This window comes from Paraburkholderia sp. RAU6.4a, from assembly GCF_050435625.1.
In the GTDB taxonomy this organism is placed as follows: domain Bacteria; phylum Pseudomonadota; class Gammaproteobacteria; order Burkholderiales; family Burkholderiaceae; genus Paraburkholderia; species Paraburkholderia tuberum.
Genome location: NZ_JBNDKQ010000003.1, coordinates 1,436,210 through 1,453,347 on the forward strand (window position 1 = coordinate 1,436,210; position 17,138 = coordinate 1,453,347).

At 64.8% G+C, this 17,138-nt stretch carries 14 protein-coding genes; 8 read left to right on the plus strand and 6 right to left on the minus strand.

Features of this window, described 5'->3' with window-relative positions; genetic code table 11:
• Window position 1: 1 nt before the first annotated feature.
• Both OKW40_RS31310 and OKW40_RS31315 read left to right on the plus strand, forming a co-directional pair.
• Window positions 2-751 (plus strand): 2-keto-4-pentenoate hydratase, encoded by a 750-nt coding sequence (locus tag OKW40_RS31310; protein WP_429493220.1) that lies wholly within the window; start codon window positions 2-4, stop codon window positions 749-751.
• A gap of 47 nt (window positions 752-798) precedes the next feature.
• Window positions 799-3,831, plus strand: coding sequence for an FAD-binding and (Fe-S)-binding domain-containing protein (locus OKW40_RS31315; protein ID WP_429493221.1), 3,033 nt, complete (start codon window positions 799-801; stop codon window positions 3,829-3,831).
• A 39-nt stretch (window positions 3,832-3,870) separates the two neighbouring features.
• On the opposite strand, the gene OKW40_RS31320 is transcribed toward OKW40_RS31315, so the two are convergent.
• Window positions 3,871-4,746 (minus strand): helix-turn-helix domain-containing protein, encoded by an 876-nt coding sequence (locus tag OKW40_RS31320; protein WP_429354167.1) that lies wholly within the window; start codon window positions 4,744-4,746, stop codon window positions 3,871-3,873.
• 235 nt (window positions 4,747-4,981) lie between these two features.
• Here OKW40_RS31320 and OKW40_RS31325 point away from each other — a divergent pair, with 235 nt between their 5' ends.
• The 3 genes from OKW40_RS31325 to OKW40_RS31335 all read left to right on the plus strand — a co-directional run bounded on the left by OKW40_RS31325 (window position 4,982) and on the right by OKW40_RS31335 (window position 8,681).
• The gene (locus OKW40_RS31325) at window positions 4,982-5,884 is read left to right on the plus strand and encodes a DMT family transporter (protein ID WP_090808208.1); all 903 of its coding nucleotides are present in this window, start codon (window positions 4,982-4,984) and stop codon (window positions 5,882-5,884) included.
• A gap of 399 nt (window positions 5,885-6,283) precedes the next feature.
• A complete protein-coding gene (locus tag OKW40_RS31330; protein WP_429493222.1) occupies window positions 6,284-8,329 on the plus strand; it encodes a hypothetical protein in 2,046 nt (681 codons plus the stop codon).
• A gap of 94 nt (window positions 8,330-8,423) precedes the next feature.
• Window positions 8,424-8,681, plus strand: a complete 258-nt coding sequence (locus tag OKW40_RS31335; protein WP_184057620.1) for a hypothetical protein — start codon at window positions 8,424-8,426, stop codon at window positions 8,679-8,681.
• Between the two features lie 108 nt (window positions 8,682-8,789).
• Here the strand turns inward: OKW40_RS31335 and OKW40_RS31340 are convergent, their stop codons facing one another.
• The 4 genes from OKW40_RS31340 to OKW40_RS31355 all read right to left on the minus strand — a co-directional run bounded on the left by OKW40_RS31340 (window position 8,790) and on the right by OKW40_RS31355 (window position 14,143).
• Window positions 8,790-10,520, minus strand: coding sequence for an FAD-dependent oxidoreductase (locus OKW40_RS31340; protein ID WP_184057618.1), 1,731 nt, complete (start codon window positions 10,518-10,520; stop codon window positions 8,790-8,792).
• Window positions 10,521-10,638: 118 nt separating this feature from the next.
• Window positions 10,639-11,631: a DedA family protein/thiosulfate sulfurtransferase GlpE gene (locus OKW40_RS31345; protein ID WP_184057616.1), complete on the minus strand. Its 993-nt coding sequence runs from the start codon at window positions 11,629-11,631 to the stop codon at window positions 10,639-10,641.
• A gap of 399 nt (window positions 11,632-12,030) precedes the next feature.
• Window positions 12,031-12,282 carry a hypothetical protein gene (locus OKW40_RS31350; RefSeq protein WP_008921056.1) on the minus strand — a complete coding sequence of 84 codons (252 nt, stop codon included), beginning with the start codon at window positions 12,280-12,282 and terminating at the stop codon, window positions 12,031-12,033.
• Window positions 12,283-12,742: 460 nt separating this feature from the next.
• The gene (locus OKW40_RS31355) at window positions 12,743-14,143 is read right to left on the minus strand and encodes a GntP family permease (protein WP_018424071.1); all 1,401 of its coding nucleotides are present in this window, start codon (window positions 14,141-14,143) and stop codon (window positions 12,743-12,745) included.
• Window positions 14,144-14,470: 327 nt separating this feature from the next.
• On the opposite strand from OKW40_RS31355, the gene OKW40_RS31360 reads away from it, so the two are divergent.
• The gene (locus OKW40_RS31360; RefSeq protein WP_184057614.1) at window positions 14,471-15,937 is read left to right on the plus strand and encodes a sigma-54 interaction domain-containing protein; all 1,467 of its coding nucleotides are present in this window, start codon (window positions 14,471-14,473) and stop codon (window positions 15,935-15,937) included.
• 99 nt (window positions 15,938-16,036) lie between these two features.
• Complete coding sequence (locus OKW40_RS31365; RefSeq protein WP_184057612.1) at window positions 16,037-16,300, plus strand: hypothetical protein; 264 nt, start codon at window positions 16,037-16,039, stop codon at window positions 16,298-16,300.
• Between the two features lie 258 nt (window positions 16,301-16,558).
• On the opposite strand, the gene OKW40_RS31370 is transcribed toward OKW40_RS31365, so the two are convergent.
• Window positions 16,559-16,840 carry a hypothetical protein gene (locus OKW40_RS31370; protein WP_429493223.1) on the minus strand — a complete coding sequence of 94 codons (282 nt, stop codon included), beginning with the start codon at window positions 16,838-16,840 and terminating at the stop codon, window positions 16,559-16,561.
• Here OKW40_RS31370 and OKW40_RS31375 point away from each other — a divergent pair.
• A complete protein-coding gene (locus OKW40_RS31375; RefSeq protein WP_084754379.1) occupies window positions 16,840-17,043 on the plus strand; it encodes a hypothetical protein in 204 nt (67 codons plus the stop codon). The two genes, OKW40_RS31370 and OKW40_RS31375, sit on opposite strands and share 1 nt — an antisense overlap.
• Window positions 17,044-17,138 lie beyond the last annotated feature (95 nt).

The following is a 17,138-nucleotide window of genomic DNA, read 5'->3' on the forward strand; positions in this document are numbered from 1 at the left end:
CATGACTTCATCATTGAGTCAGCTGCTTGCCGATGCGCGTCGCAATCGCACGGTGCTCGATACGTTGCCGCCGGAGCTGCTTCCTTCCGATGCCGACGCGGCCTACGCAATCCAGCACGAAATCTTGAGCGCGTGCGGCGCGCGAATCGGCGGTTGGAAGATCGGCGCGAAATCGGCGAGCGGACCGATTCAAGGCGCGCCATTGCCCGACACCGATCTGCACGCCGACGGCGCGCGTCTGTCGCGCGAAGGCTTCGCGCCGCTCGGGCTCGAACTCGAAGTCGCGTTCCGTTTCGGCCGGCGTTTCGAGCCGTCCACGAAACCGTACCGCGAGGACGAAGTGCTCGCGGGCATCGGCTCGATCGGCGCGACCATCGAGATCGTCGCGAGCCGCCATGCCGCGTGGCCCGCCATCGACAAACTCGCGCAGCTTGCGGACCTGCAAAATCACGGCGCGCTGATCGTCGGTGAATTCACACGGTATCGCGAGGATTTTCCGTTCGTCGCGCCGTCGCTGCGTTTCGCGTTCAACGGAGGCAATGTCGTCGAAACGACGCCCGCGAATCCGGCCGGCGATCCGCGGCGGCTGTTGACGTGGCTCGTCAATCACGCGAGTTCGCGCGGCATTGCGGTGACGCCGGAGATGGTGATCACCGCCGGTTCGTACACCGGCATGTTCTTTCCGCGCGAGGCGGGCACCGTGAGCGGGCATATCGAAGGACTCGCGCCGGTGCATCTGACGCTGTACTAGGTAATTCGAGCTGCGCGGTTCAGGCGCGCTCCTCACAGGCCGACGAAATGACGAATCCCACTGCGGGCTTGCTCGTCAAGCCGATCCATCTGGTCCCCTCCGCCGCGCGCGCAACGAGTCCGCTCGCGCAGCATCTGCGCAAAGCGCTGCGCGGCGACGTGCTGTTCGATCTCGCCAGCCGCGGCCGCTACGCGACCGATGCGTCGATCTATCAGATCACGCCGGTCGGCGTCGTGGTGCCGCGCGATCAGGACGATCTGCGCATCGCGCTCGAGATCGCGCGCAGCGAGAAAGTACCGCTGCTCGCGCGCGGCGCGGGCACGAGCCAGTGTGGGCAGACGGTCGGCGAAGCGCTGGTGGTCGATACGAGCAAGTGGCTCAACAACATCGTCGCGTTCGATGCCGACGCGCGCACCGTGACGGTCGAGCCCGGCGTCGTGCTCGATCATCTGAACGCGTGGCTGAAGCCGCATGGACTGTGGTTCCCGGTCGATGTATCGACGGCTGCCCAGTGCACGATCGGCGGCATGGCCGGCAACAACTCGTGCGGCTCGCGCTCGATCGAGTACGGCAACATGGTGCACAACGTCGACGCGATCGACGCGATTCTCGCCGACGGCAGCGAAGCGCGCTTCGCGTCGCTGCGCGAGCCGCCGCAAGGTGAGCGCTTGCAGCAGATCGTTGCGGGCGTCACGCGGATCGCGCAGCGCGAGCGTGACGAAATCATCGCGCGCGTGCCGAAGGTGCTGCGCCGCGTCGCGGGCTACAACATCGATCTGTTCGATTGCCAGAATCCGCGCGCCTATACCGATGACGGCAGCGCGAACCTCGCGCATCTGCTGGTCGGCTCGGAAGGCACGCTCGCATTCAGCCGGCAGATCACGTTGAAGCTCGCGCCGCTGCCCGCGCACAAGGCGCTTGGCGTGGTCAACTTTCCGACCTTCCGGCAGTCGATGGCGCTCACGCAGCACATCGTCGAGCTGAAGCCGGTCGCTGTCGAACTCGTCGATCGCACGATGATCGATCTCGCGTTGAGCAATCCCGCGTTTCGGCCGGTGATCGGGAAGGCGCTGGTCGGCGAGCCGCAGGCGATTCTGCTCGTCGAATTCGCGGGCGAGGATCGCGACGCGCAGCTCGCGTCGCTGAAGCAGCTCACGGAGTTGATGGGCGAGTTGGGCCTGCCCGATGCGGTCGTCGAGATGCCGGACGCAAATGCGCAAAAAGCGCTGTGGGAAGTGCGCAAGGCTGGTCTCAACATCATGATGAGCATGAAGGGCGACGGCAAGCCGGTGTCCTTCATCGAAGATTGCGCGGTGCCGCTCGAACATCTGGCCGACTACACGAGCCGGCTGACCGACGTGTTTCATCGCCACGGCACCGAAGGCACGTGGTACGCGCATGCGAGCGTCGGTACGCTGCACGTGCGGCCGATTCTCGACATGCGCCGCGACGGCGCGACGAAGATGCGCGCGATCGCCGAGGAAGCGGCCGCGCTCGTGCGTGAGTACAAGGGCGCGTATTCCGGCGAGCATGGCGATGGGCTATGCCGTGGCGAATGGGTTGCGTGGCAATACGGGCCGCGGCTCAACCAGGCGTTCAGCGAGATCAAGGCGTTGTTCGATCCGGACAACCGCTTCAATCCCGACAGGATCGTGCGTCCGCCGAAGATGGACGACGCGCGCAATTTCCGCTTTGCGCCGGGCTATCGCGAACAGCGCATCGAAACGGCGCTCGACTGGTCGACGTGGAACGTGAAGCGCGACCCGCTGACGGGAGAAGAAAGCGCGCCCGGCAGCGGCGACGATCTGAGCGGCGGCCTCGCGAAAGCGGTCGAGATGTGCAACAACAACGGCCACTGTCGCAAGTTCGACGCGGGCACGATGTGCCCGAGCTATCGCGTGACGAAGGACGAGCAACATTTGACGCGCGGGCGGGCCAACACGTTGCGGCTCGCGATTTCGGGGCAACTCGGCGAAAGCGGGCTCGCGAGCGATGACGTGAAGGAAACGCTCGACCTGTGCGTATCGTGCAAGGGCTGCAAGCGCGATTGCCCGACCGGCGTCGATATGGCGAAGTTCAAGATCGAGGCGCGGGCGGCGCGTGTCAAGACGCATGGGGTGCGGCTGCGCGACAGGCTCGTCGCGTTCATGCCGCGCTATGCGGGCGCGGCGAGCCGCATGCCGAGGCTGCTGGCGCTCGCGGACAACGTGCCGGTGCTGTCGACGTGGTTCAAGCGCTCGCTCGGCTTCGCGACCGAGCGGAGTTTGCCGCGGTTCAAGAAGGCGTTTCTGGCCGATGCGGTGTCCGCGAAGCCTGCACGCAACGCTGCGCAGGCGTGCGCGCTGAAAGAAGTCCTGCTGTTCGTCGATACCTTCAACAACCACCTCGAGCCCGACAACGCGCGCGCCGCGCAACAGGTGCTCGAAGCGGCGGGCTACACGGTCCACTTCAATGCACGCCCGGGAGAGCGTCCCGTGTGTTGCGGCCGCACGTTTCTCGCGGCGGGTCTCGTCGACGAAGCGAAAGAGGAAGCGCGGCGCATGCTCGAGCTGTTCAGGCCGTTCGTCGAACGTGGCGTGCCGGTGGTGGGGTTGGAGCCATCGTGTCTGCTGTCGTTGCGCGATGAATTCCTGCAGTACGGCTTCGGCGAAGAGGCGCAGCGCCTCGCGCAGCACGCGTTTCTATTCGAGGAATTCCTCGTGCGCGAAGAAAAGGCCGGACGATTGCAGCTCGAATTGAAGCCGCTGCCGATGCAGCAGGCACTCGTGCACGGCCACTGCCATCAGAAGGCGTTCGACGCATTCACGCCGGTGCAGACCGTGCTGGAGTGGATTCCCGAATTGAAGGTATCGACGGTCGAATCGTCGTGCTGCGGCATGGCCGGCAGCTTCGGCTATGAAGCGGAGCACTACGCGAGCTCGCAGGCGATGGCCGAGCTGTCGCTGCTACCCGCGGTGCGCAAGCTGGACGCGGCCACGGTGATGGTCGCCGACGGCACTAGCTGCCGGCATCAGATTCACGACGGCGCGGGCGTCGACGCGATCCACGTCGCGCGCGTGCTGGCGATGGCGCTGCGATGACACGGAGCTAACCGCAAAAGCGAAACTCAAACGCGAATCTCAAACACCGATAGCCTGCCGGAACCCACTCGGCGTCACCCCGACAGCCTCGCGAAACCGGTGACTAAAGTGACTCGCGTTTGCATAGCCACACTGCCCGGCGATCTGCGTGAGCGGCAACGTCGTCGTGCGCAGCAGCGTGCGCGCGCGATCGAGCCGCTGCCGCGCGATCCAGGCGGCGGGCGGCAACCCGAACGACTCGCGAAACATCCGCGCAAGATGAAACTCCGACAGCGCCGCGACACCCGACAGCTCCCCAAGCGTCAACGGCTGCGCAAGATGAATGTCGATATAGTCGCGCAGGCGGCGCCGCGTCGCGGCCGACAGCCCGCCTTTCAGCGCCACGTTCGCGCGCCGTACGCCCTGGCCGCGCAATAGCAGGCTCAGCACTTCGTGCGCGGTCTCGTTGGTGCGCAGCAGACCGTCGGGACTTTTCCACTCCTCGTTGACGAGCGACTGACACAGACTCGCAATGCGCGGGTCCTCGAAATAGGTGCGATCGGCGAGCGTCAGTTCGCGCGGTTCGCGGTCGAGCTCCTGCACCGCGCGTCGCGTGAAGTGCTCGGGCAGGAAGTACAGATGCATGAAGTGCATGTGGCCGCGCACCCACCAGCGCGATTCGTGATCGCCGGGCAGTGCGCACAGCCGCGACGGCGCGCCGTAGTGGCCCGGCATTTTCTGGCGCTCGGTGCGATAGCCGCCGTCCAGATAGCACGACAGCGTGTGATGGCCGGGCCGTTCGTAGACGGTCTCGTCCTCCTTCGTGTCGCGAGTCCATAGCGCGATCGCGAGTCCGTCGCCGAGCCACGCGAAGCGGTCCAGATGCGCGTTCGCACTGGCGAGCGTGTGACAGACCGACTGCAGGCCAAAAGGCATGCCGGCGGTGGATATCACGGGGACGGACGGGGTGGGGTTCACGGCGGCGCGCGGAGGTTTTCCGGTGTACGGTGGTGGTTGAGCGGCCAGTATACGGCGCGTCCCGTCAGCCCGCGCATCGGCGCGAAAAAGTGCGCAATTTTGGACAATTGCGGGCGGCGGCGCGGTTCCATAGTCGGGCTTTCTTCCATGCTGCGCGTCATCGCAGTCCGTCATTGCAGTCTGAGGCCCGACCATGAATCTCCTCCTTTATGCCATCACCGTGCTGATCTGGGGCACCACGTGGATCGCAATCAAATGGCAACTCGGCGCGGTGCCGCCACCGGTATCGATTGCATGGCGTTTCTGGATCGCCGCGCTGCTGATGTTCGCACTGGCGCGCATCATGCGCCGCCCGATCTGGCCGCCGCGCGACGCCTGGCGCTACCTCGCCGCGCAGGGTCTCGCGCTGTTCTGCCTGAATTTCCTGTGCTTCTACTACGCCGAACAGCTCGTGCCGAGCGGGCTCGTCGCGGTGGTGTTCTCGACCGCGCCGCTGCTGAACTCGATCAACGGGCGGCTGTTCATGGGCCGGCCTCTGCAGCCGAGCGCGATTGCGGGTGCGTTGCTCGGGCTCGTCGGCATCGTCTGTCTGTTCGTGCAGCAGATGGCCGGGCATCTCGGCGATCACACCGCATGGCTCGGGCTCGGCGTCGCGTTTCTCGGCACGCTGTGCTTCTCGGCCGGCAACCTGCTGTCGAGCCGCATGCAGTCGATGGGCCTGCATCCGTTCGCGACCAACAGCTGGGCGATGCTGATCGGTGCTGCCGTCCTGACGCTCGGTAGTCTGTTCGCCGGCTATTCGTTCGCGGTGGAACCGTCGGCGCGCTATCTCGGTGCGCTCGCGTATCTCGTGGTGTTCGGCTCGGTGATCGGCTTTACGGCGTACCTGATGCTCGTCGGCCGTATGGGCCCGGAGCGGGCCGCCTATTGCACGGTGCTGTTTCCGATCGTCGCGCTCGCGGCATCGACGCTGTTCGAGGGCTATCGATGGTCAGCGCTCGCGGTGGTCGGTCTATTGCTCGTGGTGGCCGGCAATCTGGTGGCGTTCGATCTGACGCGGCGGATTTTCGAGCGTCGCCGGGCGGCGCGGACATGATGAGCGTCTCGCTCAAGGTGAGGATTTACAGGAGCAGAAAAAGCAACTGAATCTCTGATCGGTGAGTCTTTACGGGAACCGGTTTTTACTGGTTTCGTGAAGGAAAGATTGTGTCGGAAACATGATTCGATGCAAATCGAATGAATTGGATGAATCGGCATTCAACAATCATTTTTTCATCAATAAATTTACTATTTTGTATGAGAGGATAAAACGCCAAATCTGATGTGCGCGTCTCGCGCCTCGCAAGGACAGACTGCCGTGAAGCCTTTCTCCCGCGTTGGCTTGGCCGTGGTGTTAATCCACAGCCTGATCTCGCCGAATGTTTCCGCGCAATCCCAATTGAATTACACGACCTCATGGATCGGTAATAGTTTCGGATTTGGCGACGGCAAATGGATGCAGCAGGATATTCAGGCCATTAGCGTCGGCGCCAATGGCACCGTTTATACGAATGCGCCGTGGGACGAAAGCGGGAGTGAAATCGCCGCCTATCGCGCGGGCGACAAGCTCGCGGTGGCCGGTTCGACGCATGGCTGGGGCGCGGCCGGCGGCGACGCGGTGACGGTGAATCACACGTACCTGTACGCGGCGATGTCGATCGGCAACGAGAACAATGCGCTGGTCGGCGCCGACTATCCGCCGGCCAATCAGACCTGGTACGGCATCACGCGACGCACGCTTGCGAATCTCGCGACCGGCGCGCCGTTTTCCGGCGGCATCGGCAATAGCGCGAACGCGACGAAGAACAGTTTCGTCGCGGTCGATACGGTGAAGACTGGCACCGACGCGAGCATTCGCGGCCTCGCCGCAACCGACAGCGAGCTCTACGTGGCCGACACGTACGGCAACCGGATCGCCGTGTACGACGCGCAGTCCATGCAGCCGCTGCGTTCGTGGAGCGTCGCGTCGCCGGCCCGCATCGCGATCGACACCGACTCGACGCTGTGGATCATCAGCGCCTTCGGCACAGCCAATCTGAGCATCCTGCACTACCGCGCCGACGGCACCGCGCTCGCCGGTCCATTGACGCTGCCCGCCGGCACCGTGCCGAGCGACCTCACAGTGACGCCATCCGGCCAACTGCTGGTCGCCGACAACGGCGTTTCGCAGCAGATCCTCGTGTTCAACAAGGGCGCTGGCGGCCAGATGCAGGCGGGCACGTCGATCGGCACGCGCAACGGCATTTTCCACCCGGTGCGCGGCGTGCCCGGCGATACGCGTTTCAACGGCATCACCGGCATCGGCGTCGACGCGGCCGGCAATCTGTACGTCGCGCAAAACGGCGAGGGACCGCGCGCGCTCGGCTCTGCATCCGTAGGGCAGGGCGCAGTGCTGGAGAGCTACGTGTACGGCACGCGCGTGCTCAACTGGCGGCTCTACGGTCTGAGCTTCGTCGATAGCGGCGCGTTCGACCCGGCCACGCCCGCTTCCATCTACACGGGCTCGAAGCGCTTCACGCTCGATTACAGGCAGCCGGTCGGCCACGAATGGTCATATGCGGCGTTCACGCTCGATCGCTTCGATTACCCCGACGATCCCGCCTTTCACGAGCCGCGCGGCGTGCGTGGCGAACCGATGGTGCGCAGATTCGATGGCCAGCGCTTTCTCTATACGCTCGATCCGGGCGCGCACTATCTGAACGTCTATCGCTTCGATGCCGCGCATGGCGAGATCGCGATACCGTCGGGGATGCTCGCGCAGAATCCGCTGCCCGGCGCATGGCCCGCCGCGCAACCGACGTACGGCGAATGGCTATGGCGCGACAGCAATGGCAATGGCGCCGTCGACGCGAGCGAGATCAGCGGCAATCCGTCGACCGGCAGCACGGTCGGCGACGGCTTCTGGTGGGTCGACGAACCCGGCAACGTGTGGCTTGCCACGCCATTGAGCGGCGTGCGCGAGATGCCGCTGCAAGGTCTCGACTCCGCCGGCAATCCGATCTACACGTACGCGAGTGCGAAGATGTTCGCGATGCCCGCGCCATTCACGCGGCTCGCGCGGCTCGTCTACGTCGCAGCGACCGACACGATGTATCTGTCCGGTTTCACGAGTGCGATTCCGTGGGACCCGACGCACTGGAAGGAAGCGGGTCCGGTGCTGGCCCGCTACGACAACTGGAGCAGCGGCAACCCGACGCTGACATACACGGCCTCGTTGCCGTGGAACACGCAAAGCGATCCGCAGACCACCACGGTCGGCGTCGCGGTGGCGGGCAACTATATCTTCGTTGCCGAGCTGTACACCGATCGCATCGACGTCTACGACGCGCGCAACGGCACGGCGGTCGGTTACATGACGCCGGGCGCGAGCGTCGGCGGCACGAGCGGCTGGGTCGACGTGTATCTCGGCATCAGCGCGGTGCAGCGCGATAACGGCGAGTACGTGGTGCTGGTCGAAGACGACGCGCGCGCGAAGCTGCTGATGTATCGCTGGACGCCTTGACGTGGATCGCTGTCGCGCCGAACACGAATAGACGGCGGCGCACGATCGGTATATAACAACTTTACCGATGCACTCAATGGAGCGATGTTCGATCATGACGCAAGACGTTTCTCCCAAGCCGCCCTCCGACGATCGTCCCGAGATCGAGCAGCTCGACGCGGCGCTCAGTCACGTCGATCAACAGGTGTCGTCAGGCGGCATTGCATCGGGCGCCGCGAAAGGCATTGTGTACAGTCTGATCGAAACGCTCGGCGCGCTGGTCGGCGATCCCGATCTGCCGGAGCACGCGCGTTCGGGTTACGAGGGACTGCTGGAGGCCGCGCGCGAGTTGCGCGCGAAGTTGGAGCGCTGAGTGGACCGCTGAACGCGCGGGTCCGCACCGGCGCAGCCATCGTGCCGTCTGTTATACAAAAGCGCACTGTGTAACTCACCGTGCGCTTTTTTTCATGCTCTCTGAGGCTCACGCCCCGAGCGCCACCTCTTCACCGCTCGTCTGCGCCAGCAACTGGTGAATCTGCGCGACCACGGCCGCGCCTTCGCCGACCGCCGCGGCCACGCGTTTCGTCGACCCGGCACGCGCATCGCCTATCGCATAGACTCCTTCGACCGTGGTCCCGAGGTCGCACGCGGTGGCCGAGCCATCCGCGCTGATGCCGGTCAGCACGAAGCCTTTCGCGTCGAGCTGCACGCCGCAGGTACGCAGCCATTCAGTGTTCGGGTCCGCGCCGGTGAACAGAAACAGATGCCGGGTGTCGAAGTGATCGACGCCGCCGGGCAGCGGCCGCTTCAGCGCGACCGACACGAGCCCGTCCTCATCGCCTTCGAGCCGGCCGACTTCCGAATTCGGATGCACGAACACGTTCGGCAGCGAGCGGATGCGGTCGATCAGATAGCGCGACATGGTCGCCTCGAAACCGCTGCGGCGGATCAGTACGTGAACCTTGGCCGCGTGCGTCGCCAGATAGACGATCGCCTGGCCGGCCGAATTGCCGCCGCCAACCAGCACGACCTCCTGGCGCTTGCACAGCTTCGCCTCGACCGGCGACGCCCAGTAGTAGACGCCGCGTCCGTCGAAGCGCTCGAGCCCGTCGAGCGCCGGGCGCCGGTACACGGCGCCGCTCGCGATCACGATCGCCTGCGCGCTGATGTGGCCGCCGCATTTCAGCTCGAGCCGATACGGCGACTGCCCGCAATGCAGCGCTTTCACGTTGACTGGGATCGCCACGTGCGCGCCGAACTTCTGCGCCTGCACGAACGCGCGGCCGGCGAGCGCCTGGCCCGAGATGCCGGTCGGAAAGCCGAGGTAGTTTTCGATGCGCGAGCTCGCGCCCGCCTGGCCGCCCGGCGCGCGGCTGTCGAGCACGATCACCGAAAGCCCTTCGGAGGCCGCGTACACCGCGGCGGCAAGTCCCGCCGGCCCCGCGCCGACGATCGCGACGTCGTACACGTACGTGTCGTCGAGATCGGGCAGCATACCTAAGCGAGTGGCAAGCTCGGGCATGCTCGGATGACGCAGCACCGAGCCGTCCGGGCAGATCACGAGCGGCAGGTCCTCGCGCTGCGCGGCGAACTGCTCGATCAGACGCAGCGCGTCTTCGTCGCGTTCGTCGAGTACCGAATGAGGATGGCCGTTGCGCGACAGGAAGCCTTGCAGCATCACGAGCCGCGCGTCGCTGCTATCGCCGACGAGGATCGGCCCGCCCGCGCCCTTTTCGATCAGCGACACGCGCCGCAGAATCAGCGCGCGCATGATGCGCTCGCCGAGTTCCGCTTCGGCGACGAGCAGCGCGCGCAGGCGGTCGGGCGGAATCAGCAGCGCTTCGACGGCGCCGATCGCGAGGCCGTTCACGAGCGCGGGCTTGCCCGACAGTTGCCCGACCTCGGCCAGAAAATGTCCGGCGCCATGCTCGCCGATCAAGACTTCGCGGCCGATGCCGTCACGCTGATAGACCTTCACGCGTCCTTCGAGCAGAACGAACATGCCGGGCCCGGTGCGCCCGGTCTCGAACAGCAGTTCGCCGGACTTCCAGTGACCGACCTCGCCGAAGCGGCGCAGCCGGTCGATCTCCGCGCAGCTGAGCGCGGGAAACATCTGGTGCATGCGCGTCGACAGCGACGAAAACGGCGCGTCGGCGACGACCCCCTGCTGTCCTTCCACCTCTTGAGTCGAAACGTCCTGAGTCGAAAGCATTGAACCGCTCCTTCGATATTCATTGCACGATTGAACGCGAGGCAACGCGATGCGCGCTCGCACGCCGGGACGAGCCGTGCCGCGCGCGTCAGGCGGACGATGCCGCCGCTGATTACGGCTAAACGGCTTTGGGCGCGATGTCGTCGACCGCGACTTCCGGCGGCGGCATCGCGGGCAGCGCGTCGACCGGCTTGCCCGAATCGCGCCAGGCTTCCATGCCGCCGCGCAGCGGCAGCACGTCGGAGAAGCCGGCTTCGTTGAGCTGCTTGGCCATCCATGCCGCGGAAATCTCGTTCGGGCAGGAGCAGTAGATCACGAGCTTCTGATCGTGCGCGTAGGTGGCGACGATGTCGTCGAGTTGCCGTTCATCGGCGAATTGCGCGCCGGGGATCACGAACGGATCGAGCTTGCGCTTCTCCTCCGAACGGATGTCGAACACGACCGGCGCCCGGTCAGCCGCGAACAGCTTCTCGAGTTCGTCGACCTCGATGCGCGCGGACGCGAGCTTCGCGATCAACTGACGGCGCCGGATCCACCGGTACACCGCGTACAGCACCAGCAACGCGACGACGACGAGCGCCGCCGTGCGCCCGAGCCGCCCGGCAATCGCGAACAGCATGTCGATCTGCCGCGCGAACAGCGCGCCGATGATCAGCCCGGTGCCGGACCACAGCGCGGCGCCGACGCCGTCATAGGTGAGGAAGATGCGGTAGCGCGTGCCCATCGCGCCGGCCATCGGGATCGACACGATCGACAGCCCCGGCACGAACTTCGCGACCGCGAGCACGCGCACGCCCCAGCGGCCGAAGAAGCGCTCGGTCTTTTTCACGCAGGTGTCACGCGACAGCGACAGCCGGCAGATCGTCTTCAGCGTATTGCCGCCGTAGATGCGGCCCGCGACGTACCACGCGCTGTCGCCGATCAGCGTCGCGAAGATCGACAGCACGAGGACCGGCAGCAGTTGCGTGCCGACCGAGCCGGGGTGCATCGCGGCCATCGCTCCGAACAGCACGAGCGACGGCATGGCCGGCACCGGCAGCCCGAGCGCGGCAGCCAGCACATTGAGGAAGACGAGCGCCGGTCCATATTGCGCGACGAGGTCATGTAGCATCGGTTTAACATCCGCGGCCCTTGCGGGCGCAGCGCGGTAAGGAATGCAAAGGGGAATGCAAGGATTATGGACGTATTTTCGAGACGTGCAACCGGCCCGGAAATTGGCCCGTCTTCTGGCTGCGATCAGGTCGCCCTATGTGGCCGCATGCCTCGATACACAAGCGTGGCAACCGCTTGTGACAAGTTGCTGAAGGCCGGGTAAGCGCGCTCGACGAGACGCGAAGACGCTTGCAAAAACCCGTAGGAAAGCGGGGATTGGCGGCGTGAACGGAACAAACGGAAAGCACGGCGACGCGCGCCCAATGCGAATAATCCCGCGCTGACGCGTCGAAGCGCGACGCAACCGGCGCGAGAGGCTGACGAGTCGCGCGACGGTCACACCCGCCGCGCGCCTGTTTCACTGACGATGATTGTGCTGCTCGCCCGGCAACTCGGCGCCATGCGCGCGGATCGCGGCGATCAGCTCCGCGGGCGTGATTTCGTAGCGCACTTCGCGATGTATGCCCGGCTTGCGCTCATCGACCTCGATCAGCAGGATGCCTTTGCCGTCTTCGGTCGATTCGAGGCGCAGCGAGCGAAGTTCGCGCGCCGTTGCGTCGTCGTATTCGGTGAGCAGGGCCATTGACCCGGAGGACCCGGTGATGCGCATCGAAGTTGTCCTTGTTGCGTTGGTGATGGAACCATTGTACGGGGCGGACGGCGTGCCGTCTGCCGCGTCGTCGTGCCGTGTCGCGTCTGCCTCTGTCTCGCCGGGGTTTTAGTCGGGTGTGACGCTGCCGCTAGCGGATTCGCGGTTGCGGAGCGAGCAACCAGTTTAACGCGACTCCTCGTCGCGACGGACGCATTTTTCATGCCCCGCGGTGGCGCGACGTGCGTTCGGGTTTTGTCATGCGGGTGACGCGGGGGCGGGCTAGGAGGCGTTGGGCGCGCGCAAAAAAATAGCCCGTCCGGACAGGGACGGGCCGTTAAACGCCGTTGTTACTCGGGTCAGCCTGCCCTTCTTGCAACATTGGGCGCTGACGACTCCATCCTCGTGCTTCGTTGGCCGGCTGTCGAGGTGGGAGTAATGCGGATCTATCAGATCAAAGTACTGTTTTCCGGTTCGGCGTTCACACGAGGCCGGTCGCGTAATACACCGCGATCACGAAGAACACCGCGAGCGTCTTGATCACGGTGACCGCGAAGATGTCGCGATACGACTGCCGGTGCGTGAGACCCGTCACGGCGAGCAGCGTAATCACCGCGCCGTTGTGCGGTAGCGTATCCATGCCGCCGCTCGCCATCGCGACCACGCGATGCAGTACTTCGAGCGGAATATGCGCGGCTTCCGCACCCTTGATGAACGTATCCGACATCGCGGCGAGCGCAATGCTCATACCGCCCGATGCCGAACCCGTGATGCCCGCCAGCGTGCTGACCGACACCGCGGCGTTGACGAGCGGATTCGGAATGCTTTTCAGCGCGTTGCTGACGACGAGAAAGCCCGGCAGCGCCGCGATCACACCGCCGAAGCCATATTCCGACGCGGTGTTGAGCGACGCCAGCAGCGCGCCCGCCACTGCCGCCTTGGTGCCCACCGCGAAGCGCTGGCTGACGCGACTGAACGCCGTCACGACAACCATCACGATGCCAAGCAGCAGCGCGCCCAGCACGGCCCAAATCCCCACGAGAGCCTTGACGCTCGTTTCGACTGGTGCATGCAGCCCCGGCAGGATGTCCGGGGTGACCGTGAAGGACGGACCGTACCAGGTCGGAATCCAGCGCGTCAGCAGGAAGTTCGCGACGCCGACCATGACGAGCGGCGCGACCGCCAGCAGCGGATGCGGCAGCTGCTTCGACTCGACGCGCTCCGGCTCGTTGACGAGGTCGGTGCCGTAACCCTCGCCGGTCGCCATCGCGGCGCGGCGTCGCCATTCCAGATACGACAGACCGACCACGATGATGAACAGCGAGCCGAGCACGCCGAGCGTCGGCGCGGCCCACGAGGTGGTCTTGAAGAACGTCGTCGGGATGATGTTCTGGATCTGCGGCGTGCCGGGCAGCGAGTCCATCGTGAACGAGAACGCGCCGAGCGCGATCGCGCCGGGCATCAGCCGCTTCGGAATGTTGCTCTGGCGATACAGCTCGGCCGCGAACGGATAGACCGCGAACACGACGACGAACAGCGACACGCCGCCGTAGGTGAGCAGCGCGCACACCGCGACGATCACCGCGTTAGCGCGCGAGCGGCCGATATAGCGGATCGCGGCCGCGACGATGGACTCCGAGAAGCCCGACAGCTCGATCACCTTGCCGAATACGGCGCCGAGCAGAAACACCGGGAAGTACAGCTTCACGAAGCCGACCATCTTGTCCATGAAGATGCTCGTGAAGACCGGCGCGACGGCGGCGGGCTCGGTGAGCAGGACGGCGGCGAGCGCCGCGATCGGCGCGAACAGGATCACGCTGTAGCCGCGATACGCAGCGAACATCAGAAACGCCAGCGCGGCGATAACGATGAGAAAGGTCATTGAGTCTCCATAGCCCGGTTGTTCTACATGTTTGCCGTCCCGATCGAGCGACGGCGCGGCGCGCTCGGAACGCAGGTTCCATGCCATGCCTGCCGTTTTGCTGCTGGCCCGCCGTGGCGCATGGCGCGGCCGCGCAGCGGCGGGCCGAGGCATCGTTGGCGGATTGTACCCAAGCGTCTCCGAAACGGGACTTCCATCCGCTGAAGAACACCTGAAACCAGGGTAACTCATGATGCATAAGGCCTATCGGGTGTCTCAATTTGGAGATAAATTCATCCACCGATTGAGATTGATGCAATCAAAACGATAAGCGGAGACAGCGACAGCATGTTGACCGACTGGACGGGCTTGCCCGCCACCTATGACGACGTGCTTCGTCGGGCGATGGATTCGCTGTTTCGCACGTTCGAAAACTTCAGCGAAGGCACCTTCATCGTCGATGGGCAGGCGCGCGTCGTCTGGATCAACAAGCGGTATGCGGCGCGCTTCGGCTTTGCCGACCCGCAGCAGGCGATCGGCCGCGATTGCGAAGCGGTGATTCCAAACAGTCTGATGCGCGAGGTCGTCAACACCGGCAAGCCGATCCTGCTCGACATCATGGAGACCGATCGCGAGCCGCTCGTCGTCACGCGCCTGCCGCTCAAGGACGATGCCGGCGTGACGATCGGCGCGGTCGGCTTCGCGCTGTTCGACGAGCTGAAAGCGCTGTCGCCCCTCTTTTCGCAGTACTCGCGGTTGCAGCAGGAGCTGATCGCGACGCGTCAGTCGCTTGCGCAGGCGCGCCGCGCGCGCTATACGTTCGGCAGCTTCGTCGGCACGAGCGCGGCGTCGCTCGAAGTGAAGCGCCAGGCGCGGCGCGCGGCGCAGCTCGAAGCGCCGGTGCTGCTGCTGGGTGAAACCGGCACCGGCAAGGAGCTGCTCGCGCATGCGATTCACGGCGGCTCGGCGCGCGCGCACAAGCCGCTCGTCAGCGTCAACGTCGCGGCGATTCCCGACACGCTGCTCGAAGTCGAGTTCTTCGGCGCCGCACCCGGCGCGTACACCGGCGCGGATCGCAGGGGGCGGGTCGGCAAGTTCGAGCTCGCCAACGGCGGCACGCTGTTTCTCGACGAGATCGGCGATATGCCGCTGCCGTTGCAGGGCAAGCTGCTGCGCGTGCTGCAGGACAAGGAATTCGAGCCGCTCGGCTCGAATCGGATCGTGCGCGCGGATGTGCGGATCATCGCGGCGACATCGGCCGATCTGCCGGCGCTCGTCGCGGCCGGGCGTTTTCGCGCGGACCTGTTCTACCGGCTCAACGTGCTGACGATCCATGCGCCGGCGCTGCGCGAGCGTCCGTCCGACATCGAGGCGCTTGCCTACGCGATGCTCGAGGAGCTGGCCGCGCAGGCAGGCGGCGGCAGCCACTTCGAATTGCACGACGACGCGTTGCGCGTGCTGTGCGCGTACGACTGGCCCGGCAACGTGCGCGAACTGCGCAACACATTGGAGCGCGCCGTGATGCTGTCCGACAGCGAGCGCATCGATGCGCGTGTGCTCGCGCCGTTCATCGGCTCGGGGCACGGCGGTGCGATGGCACCGGCGCGGACCCCGACTGTCGCGGCCGCCAGCGTGGACGTGGCCGCCAGCGCCGAACCCACCTCGTGGAGCGACGCGATGGCCGCGTTCGAAAAGCGCTTTCTCTGCGACGCGTTGCGCGCGAACGGCGGCCGCGTCATTGACACTGCGAAACAGATCGGCATGGGCCGCGCGACGCTGTACAAGAAGATCGCCGCGCACGGCATCGACGTTTGACTCGCCGCGCCCGGCCAGCCGCACCACGCCAACTGACGCAGCACGAGAGCAGCGTGGCACAATCGCGAGATCGAAAAACAAGACGTGACCGGGGTCTCCATGAAATGCCATTCCTTCTTCGCGCGCCGCTCGCGCGGCATACTGGCCGTCGCCGCGATCGTCGCGCTTGGCGGTTGCAGCAGCAGCGCGCCGCTGTTCCTGCCGGACGGCCGTGCGACCACGCTCGTGCAATGCCCGGTCGGTTCCGACTCGTGCTCGCAACAGGCGGCCGCCAGTTGCAACGGCGCGTTCGACGTCGTGCGCCAGTCGAGCGAGGGCGGTACGTTGAGCCTGATCTACGCCTGCCGCGCGACCGCGAAGTAAGCACCTGATGCCGTGCCGGTGCAATGCCGGCGCGCGCGGCTGGCCGATCCGTTGGCGGCCTTCGTTTTTTTTCACCTGTTCGCAGTTATTCCCTGCCAGTTCCCGATACGCTCGCTGACCACGCTCGTGCCATTCCGGTTACCACATGGCCGTCATAAATTCATGCGCCTAATGCGTGTCCGATAAGCGGTTTGCATGCGAATTGGGATAAGTAGGCCGCATGCGGCATTTTTACAACGTTGAGTCACCGCGCACCGATTATCCTTTGCGCCCCGACCATGATTTATCTTTACCTTCGGGGCGTCGAACGCAGTCAGTGCGGCAGGCAACGGAACGTGAAATTTGACGGCAGTATTCTTTTTTAAACCGTTGGGATTTAACCCGGCGAGCAGAAATTGCCGGTTTTTTCCGACGCAGAAGAAGTTCAGGAAGGTTTTTCCGCTGCTGGCGGGCATTACTTTGGGCCGCGCGGGCCAACGCGGCTCCATGCTTTCGATTTTTTTGCTTCAACACTAATTCAATAAAATCCGGGGAAAGCAATGAATCATCAGCAACTCGAAAAAGACATCGAGCATCTCGAGCACATAATTTCCCATATTTCCGCAGAAGACCGTATTCCTTTGTCTTACTGGCGTAACCGCCTTCAGCACGTTTCCGGCGCGGTTCTCGTGCCGGCGCAGGCAACCCGCGTCAAACGCCTCGATGCCGCGCTTTGCGCATTGGAAAAACGGCAGAAAGCCTGAATGTCGTCATTGTGTCCGCCAATCGGGATCGGCAATTAGGAAAGCCGTCGTGTGCGCTTTCGCCGGAGAGGTTCTATCTTTCGGTTTGATCGCCC